The sequence below is a fragment of the Sphingobium sp. EM0848 genome, from assembly GCF_013375555.1.
Lineage (GTDB): Bacteria > Pseudomonadota > Alphaproteobacteria > Sphingomonadales > Sphingomonadaceae > Sphingobium.
Genome location: NZ_JABXWB010000001.1, coordinates 2,808,564 through 2,831,063 on the forward strand (window position 1 = coordinate 2,808,564; position 22,500 = coordinate 2,831,063).

21 protein-coding genes and 1 riboswitch are annotated in these 22,500 nt (G+C 64.3%); of the genes, 12 read left to right on the plus strand and 9 right to left on the minus strand.

What is annotated here, in order from left to right; all coding sequences use genetic code 11:
- Positions 1-2: 2 nt before the first annotated feature.
- Together HUK73_RS13670 and HUK73_RS13675 are read left to right on the plus strand one after the other, a co-directional pair.
- A complete protein-coding gene (locus HUK73_RS13670) occupies positions 3-800 on the plus strand; it encodes an SDR family NAD(P)-dependent oxidoreductase (RefSeq protein ID WP_176592388.1) in 798 nt (265 codons plus the stop codon).
- A 91-nt stretch (positions 801-891) separates the two neighbouring features.
- Positions 892-1,047, plus strand: coding sequence for a hypothetical protein (locus HUK73_RS13675; RefSeq protein ID WP_176592389.1), 156 nt, complete (start codon positions 892-894; stop codon positions 1,045-1,047).
- On the opposite strand, the gene HUK73_RS13680 is transcribed toward HUK73_RS13675, so the two are convergent.
- Both HUK73_RS13680 and HUK73_RS13685 read right to left on the minus strand, forming a co-directional pair.
- The gene (locus HUK73_RS13680) at positions 1,044-1,937 is read right to left on the minus strand and encodes a DMT family transporter (RefSeq protein ID WP_176592390.1); all 894 of its coding nucleotides are present in this window, start codon (positions 1,935-1,937) and stop codon (positions 1,044-1,046) included. The two genes, HUK73_RS13675 and HUK73_RS13680, sit on opposite strands and share 4 nt — an antisense overlap.
- Positions 1,934-2,965 (minus strand): low specificity L-threonine aldolase, encoded by a 1,032-nt coding sequence (locus HUK73_RS13685; protein ID WP_176592391.1) that lies wholly within the window; start codon positions 2,963-2,965, stop codon positions 1,934-1,936. Before HUK73_RS13685 ends, HUK73_RS13680 begins: the two co-directional genes overlap by 4 nt.
- A 148-nt stretch (positions 2,966-3,113) precedes the next feature.
- Between HUK73_RS13685 and HUK73_RS13690 the strand changes: the two genes are divergently transcribed.
- Both HUK73_RS13690 and HUK73_RS13695 read left to right on the plus strand, forming a co-directional pair.
- A complete protein-coding gene (locus tag HUK73_RS13690; RefSeq protein WP_176592392.1) occupies positions 3,114-4,205 on the plus strand; it encodes a branched-chain amino acid aminotransferase in 1,092 nt (363 codons plus the stop codon).
- A 99-nt stretch (positions 4,206-4,304) separates the two neighbouring features.
- Positions 4,305-5,513: a UbiH/UbiF/VisC/COQ6 family ubiquinone biosynthesis hydroxylase gene (locus HUK73_RS13695; protein ID WP_176592393.1), complete on the plus strand. Its 1,209-nt coding sequence runs from the start codon at positions 4,305-4,307 to the stop codon at positions 5,511-5,513.
- 5 nt (positions 5,514-5,518) lie between these two features.
- Here HUK73_RS13695 and HUK73_RS13700 read toward each other — a convergent pair whose 3' ends face one another.
- Positions 5,519-6,031 (minus strand): cytochrome b, encoded by a 513-nt coding sequence (locus HUK73_RS13700; RefSeq protein ID WP_176592394.1) that lies wholly within the window; start codon positions 6,029-6,031, stop codon positions 5,519-5,521.
- Between the two features lie 20 nt (positions 6,032-6,051).
- Positions 6,052-7,995 carry an acetate--CoA ligase gene (gene acs, locus HUK73_RS13705; protein WP_176592395.1) on the minus strand — a complete coding sequence of 648 codons (1,944 nt, stop codon included), beginning with the start codon at positions 7,993-7,995 and terminating at the stop codon, positions 6,052-6,054.
- Positions 7,996-8,176: 181 nt separating this feature from the next.
- Between acs and HUK73_RS13710 the strand changes: the two genes are divergently transcribed.
- Positions 8,177-8,848, plus strand: a complete 672-nt coding sequence (locus HUK73_RS13710) for a glutathione S-transferase family protein (RefSeq protein ID WP_176592396.1) — start codon at positions 8,177-8,179, stop codon at positions 8,846-8,848.
- A gap of 108 nt (positions 8,849-8,956) precedes the next feature.
- Here HUK73_RS13710 and HUK73_RS13715 read toward each other — a convergent pair whose 3' ends face one another.
- Together HUK73_RS13715 and HUK73_RS13720 are read right to left on the minus strand one after the other, a co-directional pair.
- Complete coding sequence (locus HUK73_RS13715; protein WP_176592397.1) at positions 8,957-10,123, minus strand: diguanylate cyclase; 1,167 nt, start codon at positions 10,121-10,123, stop codon at positions 8,957-8,959.
- A gap of 78 nt (positions 10,124-10,201) precedes the next feature.
- Positions 10,202-11,083 carry a LysR substrate-binding domain-containing protein gene (locus HUK73_RS13720; RefSeq protein WP_176592398.1) on the minus strand — a complete coding sequence of 294 codons (882 nt, stop codon included), beginning with the start codon at positions 11,081-11,083 and terminating at the stop codon, positions 10,202-10,204.
- Positions 11,084-11,421: 338 nt separating this feature from the next.
- On the opposite strand from HUK73_RS13720, the gene HUK73_RS13725 reads away from it, so the two are divergent.
- From HUK73_RS13725 to HUK73_RS13735, 3 genes are all read left to right on the plus strand, one after another.
- Positions 11,422-13,716 (plus strand): CDC48 family AAA ATPase, encoded by a 2,295-nt coding sequence (locus tag HUK73_RS13725; protein WP_176592399.1) that lies wholly within the window; start codon positions 11,422-11,424, stop codon positions 13,714-13,716.
- Between the two features lie 134 nt (positions 13,717-13,850).
- Positions 13,851-14,483: a class I SAM-dependent methyltransferase gene (locus tag HUK73_RS13730; RefSeq protein WP_176592400.1), complete on the plus strand. Its 633-nt coding sequence runs from the start codon at positions 13,851-13,853 to the stop codon at positions 14,481-14,483.
- 257 nt (positions 14,484-14,740) lie between these two features.
- Positions 14,741-16,006 (plus strand): glutamate-5-semialdehyde dehydrogenase, encoded by a 1,266-nt coding sequence (locus HUK73_RS13735; protein WP_176592401.1) that lies wholly within the window; start codon positions 14,741-14,743, stop codon positions 16,004-16,006.
- Between the two features lie 30 nt (positions 16,007-16,036).
- Here the strand turns inward: HUK73_RS13735 and kdsA are convergent, their stop codons facing one another.
- Positions 16,037-16,858, minus strand: a complete 822-nt coding sequence (gene kdsA, locus HUK73_RS13740) for a 3-deoxy-8-phosphooctulonate synthase (RefSeq protein ID WP_176592402.1) — start codon at positions 16,856-16,858, stop codon at positions 16,037-16,039.
- 5 nt (positions 16,859-16,863) lie between these two features.
- Positions 16,864-17,157 carry a hypothetical protein gene (locus tag HUK73_RS13745; protein ID WP_176592403.1) on the minus strand — a complete coding sequence of 98 codons (294 nt, stop codon included), beginning with the start codon at positions 17,155-17,157 and terminating at the stop codon, positions 16,864-16,866.
- Positions 17,158-17,178: 21 nt separating this feature from the next.
- On the opposite strand from HUK73_RS13745, the gene HUK73_RS13750 reads away from it, so the two are divergent.
- Positions 17,179-18,300, plus strand: a complete 1,122-nt coding sequence (locus HUK73_RS13750; protein WP_176592404.1) for a hypothetical protein — start codon at positions 17,179-17,181, stop codon at positions 18,298-18,300.
- A complete protein-coding gene (locus tag HUK73_RS13755) occupies positions 18,297-19,673 on the plus strand; it encodes a cytochrome P450 (RefSeq protein ID WP_176592405.1) in 1,377 nt (458 codons plus the stop codon). The genes HUK73_RS13750 and HUK73_RS13755 overlap by 4 nt, the downstream gene beginning before the upstream one ends.
- Positions 19,674-19,691: 18 nt before the next feature.
- Here the strand turns inward: HUK73_RS13755 and HUK73_RS13760 are convergent, their stop codons facing one another.
- Positions 19,692-19,961, minus strand: coding sequence for a hypothetical protein (locus HUK73_RS13760; RefSeq protein WP_176592967.1), 270 nt, complete (start codon positions 19,959-19,961; stop codon positions 19,692-19,694).
- Between the two features lie 83 nt (positions 19,962-20,044).
- Positions 20,045-20,155: riboswitch (TPP riboswitch) on the plus strand.
- 57 nt (positions 20,156-20,212) lie between these two features.
- On the opposite strand from HUK73_RS13760, the gene HUK73_RS13765 reads away from it, so the two are divergent.
- Complete coding sequence (locus HUK73_RS13765) at positions 20,213-20,620, plus strand: DUF2065 family protein (RefSeq protein ID WP_176592406.1); 408 nt, start codon at positions 20,213-20,215, stop codon at positions 20,618-20,620.
- 11 nt (positions 20,621-20,631) lie between these two features.
- A complete protein-coding gene (gene thiC, locus HUK73_RS13770; protein ID WP_176592407.1) occupies positions 20,632-22,491 on the plus strand; it encodes a phosphomethylpyrimidine synthase ThiC in 1,860 nt (619 codons plus the stop codon).
- Positions 22,492-22,500: the final 9 nt, after the last annotated feature.

Here is a 22,500-nt window from a genome sequence, read left to right on the forward strand (position 1 = left end):
CCATGCCCCATATGCTGATCCTGGGGCTGGGCTACACGGCCTCCCGCCTCGCCACCCGTCTGCGCGCCGAGGGCTGGCAGATCACCAGCGTCCGTCGCACAGCCAACGCTGACGCCATCGCCTTCGATGACGAAAGCGCCGTCCGCACGGCCATCGCGCAAGCCACCCACATCCTCTCCTCCGTTCCGCCGGAGGGTGACGCGGACCCCGTATTGACCCGCTACGGCGCCGCCATAGCTGCCGCGCCCGCGATCTGGACCGGCTACCTCTCCTCCACCGGCGTCTATGGCGACGCGGCAGGGGCGTGGGTCGATGAAAGCAGCTCCATCGGCTTCGGCCGCCGTGCCGCACGGGCGCAGGCCGATGCGGACTGGGGGGCGCTGCGCCCCGACATGCGCCGCTTCCGCCTGCCGGGCATTTACGGTCCCGGCCGTTCCGCGCTCGACCGGGTGCGGGAAGGGCGGGCGCATCGCATCGACCTGCCCGATCAGATTTTCAGCCGCGCCCATGTCGATGACATCGTCGCGGGCGTCATCGCCTCGCTTCACCGGGGGCCACCCGGCATCTACAATCTCTCCGACGATCTGCCCTGCGCACAGAACCGGCTGATCGAGACCGCCTGCGTCCTCCTCGGCCAGCCAGTCCCGCCGCTGCTGACGCTGGAGGAAGCGCAACTCTCCCCGATGGCGCGGGCCTTCTATGCCGAAAACCGACGGGTCGCGAACGGCCGGGCCAAGCGCCTGCTCGGCTGGTCGCCGCTTTATCCCACCTATCGCGAAGGGCTGCGCGCCTGCCTTTGATGCAACTCACCGCAGAGCGAAAACATCGATAACATCTTATTAACCATCCATGCCCGACATGGCGCTGTCAGCTTTGCATGAGGACAGACAGATGGACCGCTTCGATCACGCCTTCACCGCTCTGGGCCAGCGCATCAGCGGCCTGTCCATGCCCGAACGCTCCGTATCCGCGCCGGTCCCGCTCGCCAGCCTGATCGACAGGGTGAACGCCGCCAAGCGGCTCTACCGGCCCGGCGTCCGCCGCTAAGCCTGCTTGGTCCTGAGCGCCACGACCATTCCGATAATCGCCAGCAACGCGCCCGTGATCGCCAGCGCTGTCCAGCGATAGCCCTCGGCCAAGGTCGAGATCAGCATGGCGAGCACTGGGATCAGCACGCTGGTATAGGCTGCCCGTCCCGCACCCATGCGCTGGATCAGCCGGAAATAGAGCGGGAAAGTCACCACTGACCCCGCCAGCCCCAGCCACGCAATCCCTGCCACATAGGCCAGCCGCGCCTCGAAAACCGGCGGGCCGGTCGTGATCCAGGCGAACAGCGCATTCACCCCCGCGCCGATCAGCATGGCCCATGCCAGCACCGCCACCATCGGCAGCCGCCGCGCAATCTCCATCCCCTGCATGACATTGGCGGTCGACGCGCTCAGCAGCCCGGCAATCGAAAAGCCCGCGCCCAGCAGCACCATATCGGGCCGCACGCTCGCCGCATGATATTCATGGGCCAGCATCAGCGCGATGCCCGCCACCGCAACCACCGATCCGGCGACAAAGGCCCGGCTCACCGGCTGGCGAAAGAAGAGGAAAGCCAGGATGCTGTTGGGGATCAGCAACATCGCATAGACCACCGCCACGACGCCGGAGGTCAGATAATGTTCCGCGCGATAGACGAAATTGAAGTTCAGCACGAACTGCGCCACGCCCAGCAGCCCGGCGAAGACCAGCCCCTTGCCGCCGATATTGAGCGACACCCCACGCGCTTTGGCAAAGATCGCCATCGCCACCCCGGCCAGCAGGAAGCGATAGCAGACCGACCAGCTTGCAGGCACGCTGCCCAACTGGTCGCGGATCACGATCCAGGTCGAACTCCAGATCAGTGTGACGAGAATAAAGGGCAGGATGATTCCACCCTTGCTGTCGGTCATGCCTTCAAAGCCCGCAGCGCCTCGGCCAAAGGCTGAACGCTGGCGGCGTCCTGCGACCAGTTGGTGACCAGCCGCGCCGCGCCCTCACCCCAATCGTAGAAATCGAAACCCTGCGCCCGCAGCGCCGCTGCCTCTTCCGCCGTCAGCCGAATGAACAGCTCATTGGCTTCCACCGGATGCATCAACCGTTCCTCGGTTCCCGCCGCGAGCGCGCCCCTTGCCAGAGTTTGGGCCGCCGCATTGGCCGTCCGCGCATTGCGCAGCCACAGCCCATCCTCGACCATCGCGAGAATCTGCGCCGCCAGATAGCGCCCCTTGGAAAGCAGATGCCCGCCCCGCTTGCGCCAGCGCGCCGCCTCCGCCGACCGTACTTGCGCCTGATCCCCGAAGAAGACCAAAGCCTCGCCCATCATCCCGCCATTTTTGACGCAGCCGAAGGAGAGGATGTCGACCCCCGCCCGCCACGTCACATCGCCCGGATGGCAACCCAGATGCGCCACCGCATTGGCGAAGCGCGCGCCGTCCATATGGAAGCCCAGCCCTTGGCCTTGCGCCACCGCGCCCAGCGCCGCCACCTCATCGGGCGTATAGGCCAGCCCATATTCGGTCGCCTGCGTGATGCTGATCGCCCGAGCGGGCACCTGATGCACGTCCGGCCGGATCATCTTCACCCGCTCGCTCACGGCGTCGGGCGACAATTTGGCGCCATTGCCGGGCAGCGCCATCAGGCTCGCGCCATGGGTGTAGAAGCCCGGAGCGCCGCATTCATCGACGACGACATGCGCCTCCTCATGACAGAGCACGCCGCCATAGGGTGGGCAGAGGCAGGCCAGCGCAATGCTGTTCGCCGCCGTGCCGGTCGCGATCCACAGCGCTTCGACCGGCGTGCCGAACAGATCGGAAAAAGCGCCGTTCAGCCGGGCGCTCCACTGGTCGCCGTCATAGCCATGATCGGCTCGGTCGGCCGCCGCGATCGCCGCCATGACCTCCGGGCACACCGGCGTCGCATTGTCGGAAAAAAAGTGCATGAATGGGGGGATAATCGGCCCTTGGCAAAGCGCAAGCGGGGAAGGTGAGGCCAATTGCGCTCCAATGGCCTTAAACGGTTTGCGCAATATTGTTTCAAAGCTCCAACTGTGACATAGGCGGCCCGTCCAACCCAAAGGAGCTTTTATCATGGACGTCCAGCAGACATCGCGCTTCACCGTCACCCGCAACAGCCAGGCTGTATCGGCTGACCAGCGCGCCGTACTGCTGCAGGACCCCGGTTTCGGGCGACTTTTCACCGATCATATGGTGACCATTCGCTATACCGAGGGGCAGGGCTGGCACAGCCTTGCCATCGGCCCGCGTGCGTCGTTCCAGCTCGATCCGGCCTGCGCCGTGCTGCATTATGCGCAGGAAATCTTCGAAGGCATGAAGGCCTATCGTCTGGAAGACGGCAGCATCGCCATGTTCCGGCCGGAGGAAAATGCCCGCCGCTTCGCCGAGTCGGCTGAACGCATGGCAATGCCTGTCCTGCCGGAAGACCTCTTCATGGAAGCGGTCGAGGAACTGGTGAAGATCGACGCCGACTGGATTCCTGGCGGCGAAGGCAGCCTCTATCTGCGCCCCTTCATGTTCGCGAGCGAGACTTTCCTGGGCGTGCGTCCGTCGAACGAATATATCTTCTGCGTCATCGCCTCGCCCGCCGGCGCCTATTTCAAGGGCGGCAAGAAGGCGGTTACGCTCTGGGTGTCGGAACATTTCACCCGCGCGGCGCGGGGCGGGACCGGCGCCGCCAAATGCGGCGGCAACTATGCCGCGTCGCTGGTCGCGCAAAAGGAAGCCACCAAGCATGGCTGCGATCAGGTCGTCTTCCTCGACGCTGCGGAAAACAAGTGGGTTGAAGAACTGGGCGGCATGAACGTCTTCTTCGTGATGGACGACAATTCGATCGTCACGCCCCCGCTGTCCGGCACCATCCTGCCGGGCATCACCCGCAACAGCCTGATCAGCCTTGCCCGCGCCAAGGGACATGAGGTGCGGGAGGAACTCTACAGCTTCGCCCAGTGGCGCGCCGACGCGCAGAGCGGCAAGCTGCGCGAGGCCTTTGCTTGCGGCACCGCGGCGGTCGTCACCGCGATCGGGACGGTGAAGAGCGTCGACGGCGACTTCACCGTCGGCAATGGCGATGGCGGCATCGTCACCGAAACGCTGCGCGCCGAGCTGACGGGCATCCAGCGCGGCACGGTGGCCGATCCGGCGAACTGGGTGCGCAAGCTGTAAGCCGATACTTCTTCATGAGGCAAAGCATCGCCCCCGCATTCCCGTCGAATGCGGGGGCGATGCTTTTCAAACGGATGGAGAACGCCTAGAAGAACCGCCATGCAACGGTTCGACGTGGTAATTTTGGGTGGCGGTCTTGTCGGCCTGACCCTTGGCATCGCTCTTTCCGGACATGGCGTGCGCTGCGCCGTGATCGACCCCGCCAACCCCGTGGAGACGACTGCCGCCGGTTTCGACGGCCGCGTGTCGGCCATTTCCTCGACCAGCTATGCGATGCTCTCGGCAATTGGCGTGGCGGAAAATCTGCATGGCAAGGGCTGCCCGATCGACCGCATCTGGGTCAGCGACGGCCTGCAACCGGGTGCGCTCGACTTCGCGCCCGATGAGGATGACGGGGTGATGGGGATCATGTTCCCCAATCGCGACCTGCGCGTCGCGCTGGCCCAGACGGGGAGCCAAGCGGAAAACCTTACCCGATTCCAGCCGGATCGAGCCACCCATGTCGACCGCAATGCCGATGGCGTGACGCTGACGCTGGCAAGCGGCGAAACCATCCATGGCGCGCTGCTGGTCGCTGCCGAGGGGCGCAACAGCCCGACCCGCGAAGCGGCGGGCATCCGCACGACGCGCTGGAACTACAAGCATGTGGCGATGGTGACGGCGCTCGACCATGAGGTGCCGCACGCCAATACGGCCTATGAAATCTTCTATCCCGGCGGCCCCTTCGCGTTGTTGCCGATGCTGCCGGGAACGCGCTCCGCCATTGTCTGGACGGTCCCGACGGAGCAGGCGCCCGCCATGCTCAAGCTTTCCGAACGGGGCTGGCTGGCCGAAGCGCAGAAGCGCATGGGCGGCTTCCTGGGCGATATCAAGCTGGCCGGGCCGCGTTCCAGCTATCCGCTCGGCTTCCACCATGCCGCGCGCATCACCGACACCCGGCTGGCGCTGGTGGGGGACAGTGCGCATGCCATCCATCCGATTGCGGGGCAGGGCCTCAATCTCGGCTTCCGTGACGTCGCGGCGCTGGTGGAGGTGCTGGTCGAAGGCATGCGTCTGGGCCTTGATCCGGGCGATGCGCAACTGCTCGCCCGTTATCAGCGCTGGCGGGGACTGGATGCGATGATGACCAGCGTCGCGATGGACGGGCTGGTTCGCCTGTTCGATGTGCCCGGCCGCATTCCTTCGCTCGTCCGCCGGGCCGGGCTGGCGGCGGTGCAGCGCACCTCCTTGCTCAAGAACCGCTTCATGGCGGAAGCGCGGGGCCGGTCAGGGGCTTTGCCGCGGTTGCTGACCGGCGAGATGGTCTGATCGCGTCAGATCATCCGCCGCAGCACATTGTCCCTCAGGATGAAATGATGGCGCAGCGCCGCCAGCACATGCACGACGATCAGCGCGGCCCAGGCGAAACCGATAATCTCATGCGTCTCGCCTGAAATCCCGACGATCGCATCGCCCTTCGACACGGCGAATTTCGGCACGTCGAACAGGAAGAACCAGTTCAGGGGCCGGTTGCCGGCGGAGGACATGATCCATCCGGTCAGCGGCATGACCAGCATGAACGCATAAAAGGCGAAATGCGTGCCATGCGCCGCCCCCTTTTCCCAGGCCGGCATTTCGGCGGGAAGGCGCGGCGCCCTGTGGGTGAACCGCCAAAGGAGGCGTGCGACCGTCAGGGCCAGCACCGTCAGTCCGACCGATTTGTGGACGGGCATCACCTGCCAGTCCCGGGGCAAGACGTCATGCGCGAAGCCCAGGACAAGATTGAAGAGGATGAGGATCGCTATGATCCAGTGCAGCGCGCGGGCAACATGATTATAGCGATCCACCAGCATCTCCCTGTTTGACGTCAACCCTGACGATTGGCGACCAGATTATCCACCACCGAGGGGTCGGCAAGTGTACTTGTGTCGCCCAGCGCCTGTGCCGATACCTCGCCCTCCGCGATCTTGCGCAGGATGCGGCGCATGATCTTGCCGGAGCGGGTCTTGGGCAGGCCCGGCGCGAACTGGATGACGTCGGGGGTGGCGATCGGCCCGATCTCGGTGCGCACCCATTTGATCAGCGTCTTGCGCAGTTCGTCGCTGGGTTCCTCGCCGCTGTTGAGCGTCACATAGGCGTAGATGCCCTGACCCTTGATGTCGTGCGGGAAGCCCACGACCGCCGCTTCCGCCACCGCTTCATGCAGCACCAGCGCGCTTTCGACCTCGGCCGTGCCCATGCGATGGCCCGACACGTTGATCACGTCATCAACGCGCCCGGTGATCCAATAATAGCCGTCCGCATCGCGCCGCGCGCCGTCGCCGGTGGTATATTTGCCGGGGAAAGTGGTGAAATAGGTCTGGAAGAAGCGCTCATGATCGCCCCAGACGGTGCGCATCTGCCCCGGCCAGCTGCCCGCGATGACCAGATTGCCCTCGGTCGCGCCCTCCAGCACATGGCCTTCGCCATCGACGATCTGCGGCACCACGCCGGGCATGGGCAGGGTGGCGGAGCCGGGCTTGAGATCGGTTGCGCCCGGCATCGGCGCGATCATCGCTGCACCCGTCTCGGTCTGCCACCAGGTATCGACGATCGGGCAGCGATCCTCGCCCACGACATGATGATACCAGCGCCAGGCTTCCGGATTGATCGGCTCGCCCACGGTGCCGAGCAGGCGCAGCGACTGGCGGCTGGTGGAATGGACGAACTCGTCGCCTTCCTTCATCAGTGCGCGCAGCGCGGTGGGTGCGGTGAAGATGGTCCGGACCTGATGCCGGTCGACCACTTCCCAGATGCGGCTGGGCGTCGGGTAATTGGGCACGCCCTCATACATCAGCGTCGTCGCGCCGTTGGCCAGCGGGCCGTAGACGATATAGCTGTGCCCCGTCACCCAGCCGATATCGGCGGCGCACCAGTAGATGTCGCCGGGCCGATAGTCGAAGCACAGCTCATGCGTCAGGCTGGCCCAGAGCAGATAGCCGCCGGTCGTGTGCAGCACGCCCTTGGGCTTGCCCGTGGACCCCGAAGTGTAGAGGATGAACAGCGGATCTTCCGCATTCATCGGCTCGGCCGGGCAATCGGCGGCGACCTTCGCGGCTTCGTCATGCAACCACAGGTCGCGGCCATCCTGCATCGCGATGGGACCGCCCGTCGCCTGGACGACGATCACCTTGCGGACGCTGGTGCATTCCTTGAGCGCCGCATCGACATTGGCCTTGAGCGGCACCTTCTTGCCCGCGCGACGGCCTTCATCGGCGGTGATCACCAGCGTCGAATCGCAGTCCACAATCCGCCCGGCCAGCGCTTCGGGCGAGAAGCCGCCGAACACGACCGAATGGATCGCCCCGATCCGCGCGCAGGCGAGCAGGGCAAAGGCCGCCTCCGGGATCATCGGCAGATAGACGGTGATGCGGTCGCCCTTCTTCGCGCCTGCCCCTTTCAGCACATTGGCGAAGCGGCAGACCTCCTCATGCACCTGATTGTACGTGTAGCGGCGCGGCTCTTCCTCCGGTGAATCCGGCTCCCAGAGGATCGCGGTCTGATCGCCCCGGTCGGCAAGATGCCGGTCGATGCAGTTGGCGCTGACATTCAGCATGCCGTCGGCGAACCACTTCACCCCGAAATCGGCTTCGGCAAAACTGCTCTCATTGGCTTTCGTCGGGAAATTCACCCAATCCAGCCGCTGCGCCCGCTCCAGCCAATAGGCGTCCGCATCCTCGATCGAGCGCGCATAGTCCGCCGCGCGCCCATCCCGGTCGAGCAGCGCCGAGGCCGCCCATTCTGCAGGAACCGGGAAGAAATCGTCAGACATGCAGCATCCTTTCCTTTGCGAAAACCTCGCTTTGCGTCGCTTCTAATGACTGGCCGTTGCGACCGGAAGCCCGGATCGTTCACCATCCTGCGCAGTTTCCACTTATATCGTCGGCAAATCAGCAGGATCATCCCATTTGCCGCTTTTCGCGCCGCCCTGCACGGCCTAACAGGAAGGGAATATGTGGCAACTTTTCCAATTTCCGCTCTGTCCCTTCTCCCGCAAGGTTCGCCTGTTGCTGGGGGAGAAAGGCATCGGTTACGACTTGGTGCGCGAATCGCCCTGGACGATGCGCGATGAATTTCTGGATCTCAATCCCGCCGGCACGACTCCCGTGATGGTGGATGAGGAAAAGAACATCACCCTGATCGACAGCCAGGCGATCTGCGAATATTTCGAGGAAACGGTCGAAAAATTCCCGCTGATTTCCGGCACGGCGGCGGGCCGGGCGGAAGTGCGGCGGCTGACGGCCTTTTTCGATCAGAATTTCTACGGCGATGTCGTCGGCCCCCTGCTGCACGAGCGGATGAAGAAGCGCCTGATCGAGCGGGCGCCGCCAGATGCCCGCGTCCTGCGGGAGGCGATGAAGCGGGCCAACGTCCATATGGACTATATGGACTATCTGCTGGACCATCGCAGCTGGATGGCGGGGGGCACGCTGAGCCTTGCCGACATCGCGGCGGCGGCGCATCTGTCGGTGGCCGACTATCTGGGCGGCATCGACTGGGCGGGGCATGAGACGGTGAAGCGCTGGTATGCCGGCTTCAAGTCGCGCCCTTCCTTCCGCCCGCTGCTGTCGGAGCGGATGGAGGTCATCACCCCGCCGCCCCATTATGAGAAGCCGGATTTCTGACCTCTGTTTGGAAATGCGCGAAAGCGCATTTCCTGTGCGGCGCCAGCCCTCTCCCCCATAAGATACTGCCCTTGGGCGGCCGGATGGGGGAGAGGGCTGGCGCCGGGTTCAGTCCCCCTCGACCGCCAGATACACCCGGTTGCGGCCATGTTCCTTGGCCAGATAGAGCGCCCGGTCGGCGGCCTTCAGAGCGGTGCGGGGATCTTCATAGGCCAGCACATTGGCCACCCCGGCGGAAAAGCTCACCCGCTCCATCCGCTCGCCATTGGAGCGGTTGACCAGGCTGCGGGTGGACAGATCCTCCCGCACGCCGTCCACCGCTTCGCAGGCTTCGGCCGCCGTCTTGCCGCGGAACAGCATGACGAACTCCTCCCCGCCATGGCGGGCGACATGACACTGGTCGTTGCTGATCCTGGCCAGCAGCCCCGCCACGAATTTCAGTACCCGATCGCCGGTGTCATGGCCGTGGGTGTCGTTGATCAGCTTGAAATGATCGATGTCGCAAAAGGCGACGGCCAGCGCCTGCCCCTGTTCCTGCGCCAGCTTCAATTCGTCGCGCAGCACATTTTCGAAAGCCCGGCGGTTGGGCAGGCCGGTCAGATGGTCATACTCGGCGGCGCGGCGCGCACTGTCCAGATTGGACTTCAGCAACTGTGTCTGCTTCTGATTGTCGCGCAGCTGGGTTTCGACCTGCCGCGTCTTTTCGACCATGGAACGGGTGAGCGCCACCAGCCGCGTCAGCACCGGCTGATTGTCCGCGGCGGCCGCCAGGCCCTTGACCTCTTCCTGCAGCGCCGCCCCATAATCCTTGGCGGAATTGCGGGATTCGGTCATGAGGCCGGTGACCTGGGCCAGATTTTCCTCGACCTTGTCGAGCATGGTGGCCAGGGCTTCGGGGGTGATCTCATCGGTGCGTTGTTCGGCGGCGACGCTTTCGATCCAGCCGTTGGTGATCTTGCCGCGCTCGGTCAGAACGGCCTTCACCGCCTTTTCCACGCCGATATGCGCGCCGGTCAGATAATCATGGGCGACACCGAAATTGAGCGGCGTCAGGTCCAGGTCATGGGCGAACAGGAAGTCGCCAATATCCCCATAGAGTTTGCGCCTTCTGGTGATTTCGCGGTTGCTCGCGCTGCCCGACCGGGCGCGCTGCGGCTCCGGCGGTTCGTCCGGTTCCTCATGATCGGCCTTCCCCGAAAGGCCCCGGGCCCAGCGGGCGAGACGATCGGTCAGGCCGTGCTGCACATTGGCGGTGGATGATGATGCCCCAGTCATGACCGCTAGAACGGCGGCAGCGAAACAAGGTTAAGACGCATCCGAGAAGAATCGAGACAAATGCCTCTATTCACGCTTTTATATGTCCGCACCGATCAGCCAGTCGCGGAAAATACGCACCGCGCGGGTCTGTAACGCCCGGGGACGGCAGACGAAATAATAGCGGTAGGGGCTTTTGACCTTGGTCGCCGGGAACAGGCGGACCAGCCGGGAGTCGCCCGATTCATTATAATGGCTGGCGTGCATCACTGCGACGCCCAGCCCCTGGGCTGCCGCCTCCAGCATGAGCTGTCCCGAATCATAATTGTCCACCGCCAGCGGCTGCAGGTCGGGCAGGTCCACCGCTTCCTTCCATGCGTCGAACGCCATTGTCATGTCGCGATGCAGCAGGACGGTGTGATTGGCCAGTTCCTGCGGGGAAGTCAGCGCGTTGGGCGCTTCCAGCAATGCCTTGCGCCCGATCAGATAGACTTCGTCATGATCCAGTTCATGGGCATAGAGCGCCGGATCGATATCCTTGGCCAGCACGATTGCCGCGTCCAGCCCTTCGCCCAGCCGCGCCACGGCATAGGGGGTGGTTTCGATATCGATGTGAAGCTGTGGGTGCCGTTGCCTGAGCGCCCCCAGATGGGGAAAGAGCCTCTGGGTCGCGAACAGCGGCATCACCGCCAGTCGCAGGCGAAGCTGGTTGCCGCCGCTCTGGATATTCTCCAGCGCCTGACTCAGCGAATCCAGCGCCGGGGCGATATCGTCCAGCAGCCGCTGCCCGTCGGCATTGATCTCCAGCGCCTGATGCTTGCGGTCGAACAGCGGGCGTCCGATGAACCGCTCCAGCGCCTGAACCCGGCGGCTGAGCGCCGGCGTGGACAGCGCAAGTTCCTCGGCAGCCGCCTTGACCGAGCCAAGGCGGGCGACCTGCACAAAGGCCTCCAGGGCCGTAAGAGGCGGCAATCTACGCATAAACAATCAATTTCATCTGACCGATCCCGCTGCGACGCATCATTGTCCTTCTCGAACGACGCGCGGTTCGGTTCTCAAGCATCCTCATTTCACTGAGCAGCAAAAAGGGGCGGTTGGCAAGATGCAAAAAATGCAACTCCTCGATTCTTTTCGCACTTGCGAAAATACATACTGCGCTGCACATAGGAAAGGCCTTTCAGGCATCCTCTCCTATAAACTTTCCGGGCTGGCCTTCGGGTCGGCCCTTTTTTTATTCCTTCCACGACGAACCACGCCCCCTTTTGTTCGGCGGCGACGTTTCCTATCTCGTTACGCAGTGACAAGAATGGGGATGGCGAGTGTCTGAGGAAGAAAGCACAGGACGCAGGATCCAGGTGGCCAATGCACGGCCGGAAGACGCGGGGCGCGGCCTTGCGCGGCTGCCGCTGGCGGTTATGGCGGAACTGCATCTGGCGGAAGGCGATGTGATCGAAATTGCGGGCAAGCGTGCGACGCCGGCCCGGGTGGTGCGCCCCTATAAGGAAGATGAAGGGCTCGACGTCCTCCGCCTCGATGGGCTTCAACGCGCCAATGCGGGGGTCGGCTCCGGCGATTTCGTGCAGATCAGGAAGGTGGAGCCGCGCCCTGCGCAGCGGGTCGTGTTCGCGCCTGCACAAAATAATTTGCGGCTACAGGGCAATCCCGATGCGTTGAAACGGGTGTTCTTCCAGCGGCCGCTGGCCTCCGGCGATATTGTGGCGACGGCCGGGCAGCAACAGGTGCCGCCGGGCGACATGCCGCCGCATCTGCGCCAGATGCTGGCCGCGCCCGCCTATGCCCTGCAGGAAATCCGGCTGGTGGTGGTGTCCACCATGCCCAAGGGCTTCGTCCATATTGATGCCGACACCGAAGTCGAGCTGCGCGCCGAATATGAGGAGCCGCGCGACATGCGCCGCGCCGACGTCACCTATGACGATGTCGGCGGCATGGCGGAGGCGATCGACCAGCTCCGCGAGATGGTCGAGCTGCCCTTGCGCTATCCCGAACTGTTCGAGCGGCTGGGCGTCGATCCGCCCAAGGGCGTCCTGCTCCACGGCCCGCCGGGAACGGGCAAGACGCGCCTTGCCCGTGCCGTCGCCAATGAATCGGAGGCCGAATTTTTCCTGATCAACGGCCCGGAGATCATGGGCTCGGCCTATGGCGAGTCGGAAAAGCAGCTGCGCGAGATTTTCGAGGCGGCCGCAAAATCCGCCCCGTCGATCCTGTTCATCGACGAGATCGACTCGATCGCGCCCAAGCGCGGCAATGTGACCGGCGAGACGGAAAAGCGGCTGGTCGCGCAATTGCTGACGCTGATGGACGGGCTGGAGCCGCGCACCAACCTCGTCGTCATCGCCGCGACCAACCGGCCCGAGGCGATTGACGAGGCGCTGCGCCGTCCCGGCCGTTTCGACCGCGAAATCATCGTCGGCGTTCCCGACGAACGCGGACGGCGGGAGATATTGGGCATCCATACGCGCGGCATGCCGCTGGGGGACAAGGTGGACCTGAGCGAACTGGCGCGCATGACCTATGGCTTTGTCGGCGCCGATCTGGCCGCGCTGACCCGTGAGGCGGCGATCGAGACGGTGCGCCGTTTCATGCCGCGCCTCAATCTGGAGGAAGGGACGATTCCGCCCGACGTGCTGGAGGAGCTGTCCGTCACGCGGGAGGATTTCATGGCTGCGATCAAGCGCGTCCAGCCTTCCGCCATGCGTGAGGTGATGGTGCAGGCGCCGAACATCGGCTGGGCCGATATTGGCGGGCTGGACGACGCGCAGATGCGGCTGAAGGAAGGGGTCGAGCTGCCGCTCAAGGACCCGGACGCCTTCCGTCGCATTGGTATCCGCCCGGCCAAGGGCTTCCTGCTCTACGGTCCGCCCGGCACCGGCAAGACCCTGCTGGCGAAGGCGGTGGCGCGAGAAGCGCAGGCGAACTTCATCGCGACCAAATCGTCCGACCTGCTCAGCAAATGGTATGGGGAGAGCGAGCAGCAGATTGCTCGCCTCTTCGCCCGTGCGCGGCAGGTGGCGCCGACGGTCATCTTCATCGATGAACTGGACAGTCTGGTCCCCGCCCGTGGCGGGGGGCTGGGCGAGCCGCAGGTGACGGAGCGGGTGGTGAACACCATCCTCGCCGAAATGGACGGGCTGGAGGAACTGCAATCCGTTGTCGTCATCGGAGCGACCAACAGGCCGACGCTGATCGATCCGGCGCTGCTGCGGCCGGGACGGTTCGACGAACTGATCTATGTGCCGGTGCCGGACAAGGCCGGGCGCAAGCGCATCCTGTCCATCCATACGGGCAAGATGCCGTTGGCGCAGGATGTCGATCTCGACCTGCTGGCTGAGAAGACCGAGCGTTTCACCGGCGCCGATCTGGAAGATCTTGTCCGTCGCGCGGGTCTGGTCGCGCTGCGCCAGTCGCTCTCGGTCGATCAGGTTCGTCAGGCCCATTTCGAGGCGGCGCTGGAGGATACCCGTGCCTCCGTCACGCCCGAAATGGAGCGCGAATATGAACAGATCCAGGCCACACTCAAGCAGAGCGTGATGCAGGTCGATCCCATCGGCTTCGTCGCGCCCGGCATGTTGCGCGCGCGCGGCACAAAGGCCTGATCGAAAACGGGCGGGGAAGGGGCATCCTTCCCCGCCGATTTCCCATTCAAAGTACCGCATTTCACCGCGAAGACGCTTGCAAGCCCGGCTGATTTTTGCGAGTCGGGCGTATGAAGGCAGACAGGCGAGAATTGATGGCCTCCATCCCCTTGAAGAAAAAGAATTTGGTTCGGCCCTCCACTTTCCTCGCGCAATGGGGGATGTTTTTTCGGCAGTTCGTCAAGCATCCGGGCATGATCGGGTCGATCATCCCGTCTTCGGCTTCGCTGGTCGACGCGATGTTGGCGGATGTCGATTGGGCCCGTGCCCGTTTGTTCGTCGAATATGGGCCGGGGGTGGGCACCTTCACGCGGACCGTTCTGGAAAGGATGCACCCGGACGCGACCTTGCTGGCGATCGATCTGAACCTCGATTTCGTCGCCTTCCTCGAAGCGCAGATCGACGATCCCCGCCTGCGCGTCGTGCATGGATCGGCGGCCGACGTGCGTCGCTTCATTCGGGAATCGGGGCATCGTCAGGCGGACTATATTCTCTCCGGCATTCCCTTTTCGACCCTGCCTGAAGGAGTCGGCGAGGACATCTGCGCTGAAACGCGGACCGCGCTGAAACCGGACGGGGCTTTTCTGGTCTATCAATATTCCGCCTATATGCGCCGCCTGCTCTCGCCGCAGTTCGAGGAACTGCAGGAGCGGGTCGAATGGCGCAATGTCCCGCCGTGCCGCATGTTCACCGCGACGAAACGGGAAGTCCTGGCCCAGGCGGCCTGATCCTTCCCCTTTCCGCCTGAAATTCGACGATTGCGACAGGAATTTCCGCATTTTCGCGCACATATACCCCATTCGGGGTATGCGCGTGTCGGACCTCCGCGCTACGCCTGAGAAAGAGGCAGTTTCCACTGCCTGCCAGCGATTGGGCCATTTGCGACCCATGGCCCGGTCGCTGGCTTCGGGACCTGCCCGCAGCCGATGGTTTCGCTTTGACGCGCTTTCATGATAAGGCCCGCGCAAACATGGCGAGACCTTTCATGAACGACCTGACCCAGACCCCCGAAATGCTGATTGCGACCATGGGCGCGCGCGCCCGCACGGCTGCTCTCACACTGGCATCGGCCAGCGACGCGCAGAAGATCGACGCATTGTGCCGCGCTGCGCAGGCCTTGCGGGATCAAGCGCCGCAGATCATCGCCGCCAATGCCCGGGATATGGAAAATGCCGCCGCCAACGGTCTTTCGCCAGCCATGCTGGATCGGCTGCGTCTGGATGAGGACCGCATCGCCGCCACTGCGGCGGGCGTGGAGCAGGTCGCGACGCTCGACAATCCGCTGGGCAATGTGATCGACAGGCAGGTTCGACCCAATGGCATGGAACTGTCCCGCGTCCGCGTGCCGCTGGGCGTGATCGGCATCATCTACGAAAGCCGCCCCAATGTGACCGCCGATGCCGCCGCGCTCTGCCTGCGCGCCGGCAATGCCGTGATCCTGCGCGGCGGCAGCGAGGCAAAGGAAAGCAACCGCGCCATCCACGCCGCCATGGCCGAGGGTATCGCCGCCGCCGGCCTGCCCGCCGAGGCGGTGCAACTGGTGCCGACGACCGACCGCGCTGCCGTGGGTGCGCTGCTCAAGGCGGCCGAATATATCGACCTCATCGTGCCCCGTGGCGGCAAGAGCCTGGTCGCCCGCGTGCAGGAAGAGGCGCGCGTGCCGGTCCTCGCGCATCTCGACGGCATCAACCATAGCTATGTTGATGGCGCGGCCGATCCCGACATGGCGCAAAAGCTGGTGGTGAATGCCAAGATGCGCCGCACGGGCATTTGCGGCGCGACCGAGACGGTGCTGATCGACAAGGCTTTCGGGGCCGCGCCCGTCATCGTGAAGGCGCTGCTCGACGCCAAGTGCGAAGTGCGGGGCGACGAAGCGGTGCAGGCGATGGACGCCCGTGTCGTCGCTGCCGCGGACGAGGATTGGGACACCGAATATCTCGACGCCATTGTCTCGGTCCGTCTGGTTGACGGGCTGGACGAGGCGCTCGCCCATATCGCGAACCATGCCAGCCACCATACTGATGCGATCATTACCGAGGACGCGGAAAGGGCAGAGCGCTTCCTGAACGCGGTCGACAGCGCGATCGTCATGTGGAACGCGTCGACCCAGTTCGCGGACGGCGGCGAATTCGGCCTTGGTGCGGAGATCGGTATATCGACCGGCCGCCTCCATGCCCGCGGCCCGGTCGCGCTGGAAGGCCTCACCACCTATAAATGGGTCGTGCGCGGGACGGGCCAGACGCGCCCCTGATTTTGACCTGATGCGGGCAGGTGAGGGGGCTTACCCCTTCACCGCCCCATCAATTGCCTTCAGCTTCTCCAGCAACGGCCCGACCCACTCGACCGGCAGCATCACCGGCCCGTCGGAGGGCGCATTATCGGGATCGTCATGCGCCTCGGCAAAGATCGCCGCGACCCCCGCCGCGACCGCGCTGCGCGCCAGCACCGGCGCAAATTCGCGCTGCCCGCCCGAAGCGGAACCCAGCCCGCCCGGCTGCTGCACCGAATGGGTGGCGTCGAACACCACCGGATAGCCCGTCTGTGCCATCACCGGCAGCGAACGCATATCGCTGACCAGCGTATTGTAGCCAAAACTCGCCCCGCGCTCGGTCAGCAGAATGCGCTCATTGCCGGTCGACGCCACCTTCTGCGCCACTGCCGCCATGTCCCAGGGCGCGAGGAACTGCCCCTTCTTCACATTGATGACCGCGCCGGTCTTTCCCGCCGCCAGCAGCAGGTCGGTCTGACGGCACAGAAAGGCTGGGATTTGCAGGATATCCACCGCCTCGGCCGCTGCCTCGACCTGCCCGGCTTCATGCACATCGGTCAGCACCGGGCAGCCGAAATGAGCCTTCACTTCGGACAGAATTGCCAGTCCCGCATCGATCCCCACGCCCCGTTTCCCCGACACGGAGGTGCGGTTGGCCTTGTCGAAGGAGGATTTGAACACGAACGGCACGCCCGCCTTCGTCGCCGCGCCGGACAGCCTTTCCGCCATCTTCATCGCATGGTCGCGGCTTTCGATCTGGCAGGGGCCGGAGATCAGGACGAAGGGCAGGTCATTGCCGACCGTCACCGGCCCGATGGAAACATGTCTGGTCATGCCGCTCACTTCGGCGCTTTCACGAAACGGCGCAAGAGCTGCCCCCGCCAAAGCCCCTTGCCCGGATGATAATTCCAGCAGAACCAGCCGAAACACAGGCACGCCAGCAAGGAAGGCAGGGCCATGGGATCGCCTTCCCCCTTCATGTGCCGGTAAAAGGCCATGTCCGCCCGCCACCGGTCCCGCTCGCTGCCGCCGCCATTGATGCCATAGGCATTGTCATGGCGCCGACAGCCGATGTTTCGGTTGTATTTGCGGTGGTCTATGAAATAGCAGTAGTCGCGTTCGGGTGTCGTCATGGCCCGATGTGGACAGGGGCCATGGAAAAGTTCAAGCGCAAACTCTTCTACCTTGGCGGATTCGACCCGCGCGGGGTGCGTTTCTACCACCAGATGTACCGCGAGCAGGCGGAAAATTACACGCGCCTGTCGGGCGAGAGGCTGGAGGTCAGCGCCCGCAGGTCCGGCCCGGCCTCGTCCGCGATCTGGACCGTCACCAATCATGGCGCAGGCGTCGAAACCGACTATGAATTCCTCCGCTGGGAGGATCTGGTCGGCAAGGTGTGGATACGCAATCCGCTGCTGTTGGCGTGGCGCTCGCTGGCCACCTACAGCGCCCATGCCCGGCACATGCAGTTCGCCCGGATGCGCAGGCTGCGCCAAGGCCCGGTCATCACCATCCTCTATCCGCCGCTGCTGGCGGTGCTGATCCCGCTGGCGCTCGCACTGATCCCGGCATTGCTGCTCTCGCTGCTGCTCCCCTTCTGGGCGAGCGCGCTCATCGGCATGGCGGTCAGCGTGCTTCTGTCGGGCCGCCTGCTCAACAAGCTGATCGTGCCCTGGCTGCTGCGTTTCATGTATTATAACCACAGCGTCGCCGCCGACGGTCCCGGCGCGGAGATGGATGCCCGCCTCGACCAGTTCGCCGCCCGTATCGTCGAGGAAATGGACGGCCCCTATGACGAGGTCATCTTCGCCTCCCACAGCAACGGCACCATCTATGCGATGAGCGTGTTGCGCCGGATTCTCGAACTGCGCGGCACGCTCCCGGACAATTTCACCGTCCTGACACTGGGGCAGGTCGTCCCGGTCATCGCGCTGCGCAAGGACGCGCGTTGGTATCATGCCGACCTGAAAGCGCTGGACGACAAGCCCTTCCGCCTTGTCGACTTTTCTGCCCCTGCGGACGGCGCGGCCTATCATGACGTCCATCCGATCCACCTCGTCTCGGACCGGTGCGCCGCCCGTGTGGAGTTGCTGTCGCCGCGCTTCCACCTCTTCTACGATCCGGAAAACTACAATAACGGCTGGTCGAACAAATATGAGGCGCATTTCGACTATCTGCGCGTGGGCGACCGCCTCTCGCCGGTGGACTATATCAGCCTCACCGCAGGCCGCCGCACCATCGACGAAGCCATCGCCGCCTTCAGGACATGCCCGTGACGCAGCCCTTCACCCCGCCCTATCCTGAGCCGCCCCGCACCAAGCGCGGCCTGATGAAGCGCTTCCTGCGCGGCTGGCACAGTTGGATTCATGTGCTGTTCGAAAAGAGCTACACGATGAAGCTGGGCGAAATCCGCATGCCCGGCCAGACCATGTATATCGCCAATGAGCTGCCGCTGGTGGACCAGATTCTGCGCGGCGGCACGGCATACCCGAAGCATCGCGAGCTGGTCCGCAACCTCTCGCCGCTGATCGGCAACAGCGTCTTTTCCGCCAATGGCGAGGACTGGGAAAGCCAGCGCGCCATGGTCAACCCGGCCTTCGCCCATACCGCGCTCAACCGCTCCATGCCGCTGATGGTCGCAGCGGCCGACGACCTGCTCGCCCGCCTCGACGCCGCCGACAAGGCCAAGCCCGTCGACATCGATCCGATGATGACCCATGTGGCGGCCGACATCATCTTCCGCACGCTCTTCTCCGAGGCTTTGGACGAGCGGCGCTCCAACATCATCCACAACGCCTTCGGCAAGTTCCAGCGCTTCGCCCACAGCGCGTCGATGCTGCGGCTCTATGGAGCGCCCGCGCGCTGGTTCGAGAAGCGGTCATTGAAACCGGCCAAGGCGATCCACGACGTCTTCCGCCCGATCGTGGAGGCCCGCCATGAAGGTTTCCACCAGCGCGGCGAAGCCCCGCATCGCGACATACTCCAGTCGTTGATCGAGGCGAAGCATCCCGAAAGCGGCGAGCCCTTCACCCTGCAACAGGTGATGGATCAGGTCTCGACGGTCTTCCTCGCGGGCCATGAAACCTCGGCCAGCACCATGACCTGGGCACTCTATATGCTGGCCGAATGCGCCCATATCCAGAGCGCCGCCCGCGCCGAAGTGACGGGGCTTGCCGGGCAGGCGCCGCTGACAGCCGCGATGCTCAAGGATATGGGGCATGTCCGCAACATCTTCCGCGAAACGCTGCGCCTCTATCCGCCGGTGGCCTTCTTCCCGCGTGAAGTCACCTGCCCGATGCCGATGCGCGACAAGCAACTGGAGGAAGGCGCGATGCTGATCGTCGCTCCCTGGCTCACCCAGCGCAACAAGGATAATTGGGCCTGCCCGCACAGCTTCGATCCCGAGCGTTTCGAAGACCCCGCCAATGCGGACATGGTGAAGCAGGCCTGGTTCCCCTTCGGCCGAGGCCCGAGGGTTTGCGTCGGCGCGGGCTTTGCCCAGCAGGAGGTGATGACCGTGATCGCCAGCGTCCTGCGGCGTTATCGACTGTCGGTGCCGAAGGGCTTCAGGCCGGAACCGATCAGCCGTCTGACGATCCGGCCCAGAACGGGCATGAAGCTGCTATTCGAGGCGGTTTCGTCCACCTGAACAGGCCGAAGCAGCCCGTTACCCTTCGATCCGCAGCCGCGCATAACGGCGTTTCAGCACCACGCTCACCGCCAGCAGCGGCACGCCCGCCATGATGCACGCCGCCCCCAGCATCGGCGGCCAAAAGCCGAACAGGCTATGCACATTCAACGCGGAGGGCGTCAGCAGCAGCAGGAAGCCCGCCGTCAGCAGCCACAGCCCCCAGCGGCGCGGCCTGACCGCCACCATGCGCATTTCGTGGTGATGCGCCTTGCGGCCTTCCTCGGTGGACAGATCGGGATGCTTCATCGCGCACGAGTAAAGCGGAAAAGCAGGAACCCTGTCCAGCATTGCAATAGGGCTTTCGTTCCGGGGCGGCTTGGGCTATCGCTGCCCCATCCCCGGGGGACCGTCCACAGACGGTTGAGAGGCGGCTGACGTGGCCGCGACCCGTTGAACCTGATCTGGTTGAGACCGGCGTAGGGAGGGACGGCTTGTTCGCAAAAGACAGACCGCACCCCGTCCTTCGCCCATATTAGAGGCGAATAGGAGGGCGGCCCATGGACATGATTTCCGTTCTGACCCTGCGTCTGGCTGAAGCCATGGGCCTCTACATGATCGTCATCGGCATAGGCGGCCTTACCGCACCCCAGCGCTGGCGGCAGATGATGGACGATCTGGAACGCTCGCCGGGGCTGGTGATGGCGCTGGGCTTCCCGGTTTTCGCGGTCGGCGCGGCGCTTGTCCTTATCCACAGCATCTGGCGCGATCCGCTGTCTTGTCTCGTTTCGGCCATCGGTTATGTCGCGCTGATCGAAGGCGCATTGCTGCTCGCTGTCCCCGGCCCGCTGATCAAGATCGGCCGCTGGTCCCTCAACTTCATCCGTGTCTGGGCGATCATCAGCATCGTCCTCGGCATCCTCCTGTTCCTCGCTGGCCTCACCGGCCGCGCCACCGTCATCGCCTGAAAGGAAAGCATATGGCCGACGTTCCTGCCCGCACCGAAATGCGCGTCACTACCGGCCCCATTCGGGGTAGCCGGAAAATCCATGTCGGCCCGCTCAAGGTCGCGATGCGCGAGATCGACCTCGAACCCGGCAGCGGCGAGCCGCCGGTCCGCGTCTATGACACTTCCGGTCCCTACACCGACCCGAATGCGCGCATCGACATCATGGCGGGCCTGCCGCAACTGCGCCGCGACTGGATCATCGGCCGGGGCGATGTCGAGGAATATGACGCACGCGCCATCCAGCCCGAGGATAATGGCCTGAAAGGTCCCGACCGCAGCGGCGGCGTCCAGCCCTTCCCCAATACGGTCAAGCGCCCCCTGCGCGCCAAGCCCGGCGCTAATGTCTCCCAAATGCACTATGCCCGCCGCGGCATCATCACGCCGGAGATGGAATATGTGGCGGAGCGCGAGAATCTGGGCCGCGCTCGCCTGGCCGAATATGTCCGCGACGGGCAGGACTGGGGCGCGTCAATCCCCGATTATGTGACGCCGGAGTTCGTCCGCGAGGAAGTCGCGCGCGGCCGCGCCATCATCCCCAACAACATCAACCACCCGGAATCGGAGCCGATGGCGATCGGCCGCAACTTCCTGGTGAAGATCAACGCCAATATCGGCAATTCGGCGGTCGCCTCCGACGTGGCGAGCGAAGTCGACAAGCTGGTCTGGTCGATCCGCTGGGGCGCCGACACGGTGATGGACCTGTCGACCGGCCGCAACATCCACGACACGCGCGAATGGATCATGCGCAACTCGCCGGTCCCGATCGGCACCGTGCCCATCTATCAGGCGCTGGAGAAGGTCGGCGGCATTGCCGAGGAACTGACCTGGGAAATCTTCCGCGACACGCTGATCGAGCAAGCCGAGCAGGGCGTCGACTATTTCACCATCCATGCGGGTGTGCGCCTGCCTTACATCCCGCTGACCGCCAAGCGCGTCACCGGCATCGTCTCGCGCGGCGGGTCGATCATGGCGAAATGGTGCCTCGCCCATCACAAGGAATCGTTCCTCTACGAACATTTCGATGAAATCACCGAGATCATGAAGGCTTATGACATCGCCTACAGCCTTGGCGACGGCCTGCGCCCCGGATCGATCGCGGACGCCAATGATGAAGCGCAGTTCGCTGAACTCTATACGCTGGGCGAACTCACCAAGCGGGCCTGGGAACAGGATGTGCAGGTGATGATCGAAGGCCCCGGCCATGTGCCGATGCACAAGATCAAGCAGAATATGGACAAGCAGCTCGAAGCCTGCGGCGAGGCGCCCTTCTACACGCTGGGGCCGCTCACCACCGACATCGCGCCGGGTTACGACCATATCACCAGCGGCATCGGCGCCGCGATGATCGGTTGGTACGGCACGGCGATGCTCTGCTATGTCACGCCCAAGGAGCATCTGGGCCTGCCCGACCGCGATGACGTGAAGGTGGGTGTCGTCACCTACAAGCTTGCCGCCCACGCTGCTGACCTTGCCAAGGGCCACCCCGCCGCCAAGGTCCGCGATGATGCGCTGAGCCGCGCCCGCTTCGAGTTCCGCTGGCGCGATCAGTTCAACCTGTCGCTCGACCCCGACACGGCCGAGAAATATCATGACCAGACCCTCCCGGCGGAAGGCGCCAAGACCGCGCATTTCTGCTCCATGTGCGGCCCCAAATTCTGCTCGATGAAGATCACGCAGGAGGTGCGCGACTTCGCCGCCAAGCAGAACCAGCCCGCCGACAGCTTCATCGCGGCGGAGGATGCCGAAAAAGGCATGGCGCAAATGAGTGAAATCTTCCGTGAAACCGGCAGCGAACTCTATATGGGCGCCGGAAGCCGCGAGCATGATTGATTGAAATGG

Bases quoted from the DNA above. Each gene is read 5' to 3' on its own strand.
- HUK73_RS13670 (WP_176592388.1), top strand. From the start codon at position 3: ATGCCCCATATGCTGATCCTGGGGCTGGGCTACACGGCCTCCCGCCTC.
- HUK73_RS13675 (WP_176592389.1), top strand. From the start codon at position 892: ATGGACCGCTTCGATCACGCCTTCACCGCTCTGGGCCAGCGCATCAGC.
- HUK73_RS13680 (WP_176592390.1), bottom strand. From the start codon at position 1,937: ATGACCGACAGCAAGGGTGGAATCATCCTGCCCTTTATTCTCGTCACA.
- HUK73_RS13685 (WP_176592391.1), bottom strand. From the start codon at position 2,965: ATGCACTTTTTTTCCGACAATGCGACGCCGGTGTGCCCGGAGGTCATG.
- HUK73_RS13690 (WP_176592392.1), top strand. From the start codon at position 3,114: ATGGACGTCCAGCAGACATCGCGCTTCACCGTCACCCGCAACAGCCAG.
- HUK73_RS13695 (WP_176592393.1), top strand. From the start codon at position 4,305: ATGCAACGGTTCGACGTGGTAATTTTGGGTGGCGGTCTTGTCGGCCTG.
- acs (WP_176592395.1), bottom strand. From the start codon at position 7,995: ATGTCTGACGATTTCTTCCCGGTTCCTGCAGAATGGGCGGCCTCGGCG.
- HUK73_RS13710 (WP_176592396.1), top strand. From the start codon at position 8,177: ATGTGGCAACTTTTCCAATTTCCGCTCTGTCCCTTCTCCCGCAAGGTT.
- HUK73_RS13715 (WP_176592397.1), bottom strand. From the start codon at position 10,123: ATGACTGGGGCATCATCATCCACCGCCAATGTGCAGCACGGCCTGACC.
- HUK73_RS13720 (WP_176592398.1), bottom strand. From the start codon at position 11,083: ATGCGTAGATTGCCGCCTCTTACGGCCCTGGAGGCCTTTGTGCAGGTC.
- HUK73_RS13730 (WP_176592400.1), top strand. From the start codon at position 13,851: ATGGCCTCCATCCCCTTGAAGAAAAAGAATTTGGTTCGGCCCTCCACT.
- HUK73_RS13735 (WP_176592401.1), top strand. From the start codon at position 14,741: ATGAACGACCTGACCCAGACCCCCGAAATGCTGATTGCGACCATGGGC.
- kdsA (WP_176592402.1), bottom strand. From the start codon at position 16,858: ATGACCAGACATGTTTCCATCGGGCCGGTGACGGTCGGCAATGACCTG.
- HUK73_RS13745 (WP_176592403.1), bottom strand. From the start codon at position 17,157: ATGACGACACCCGAACGCGACTACTGCTATTTCATAGACCACCGCAAA.
- HUK73_RS13750 (WP_176592404.1), top strand. From the start codon at position 17,179: ATGGAAAAGTTCAAGCGCAAACTCTTCTACCTTGGCGGATTCGACCCG.
- HUK73_RS13760 (WP_176592967.1), bottom strand. From the start codon at position 19,961: ATGAAGCATCCCGATCTGTCCACCGAGGAAGGCCGCAAGGCGCATCAC.
- HUK73_RS13765 (WP_176592406.1), top strand. From the start codon at position 20,213: ATGGACATGATTTCCGTTCTGACCCTGCGTCTGGCTGAAGCCATGGGC.
- thiC (WP_176592407.1), top strand. From the start codon at position 20,632: ATGGCCGACGTTCCTGCCCGCACCGAAATGCGCGTCACTACCGGCCCC.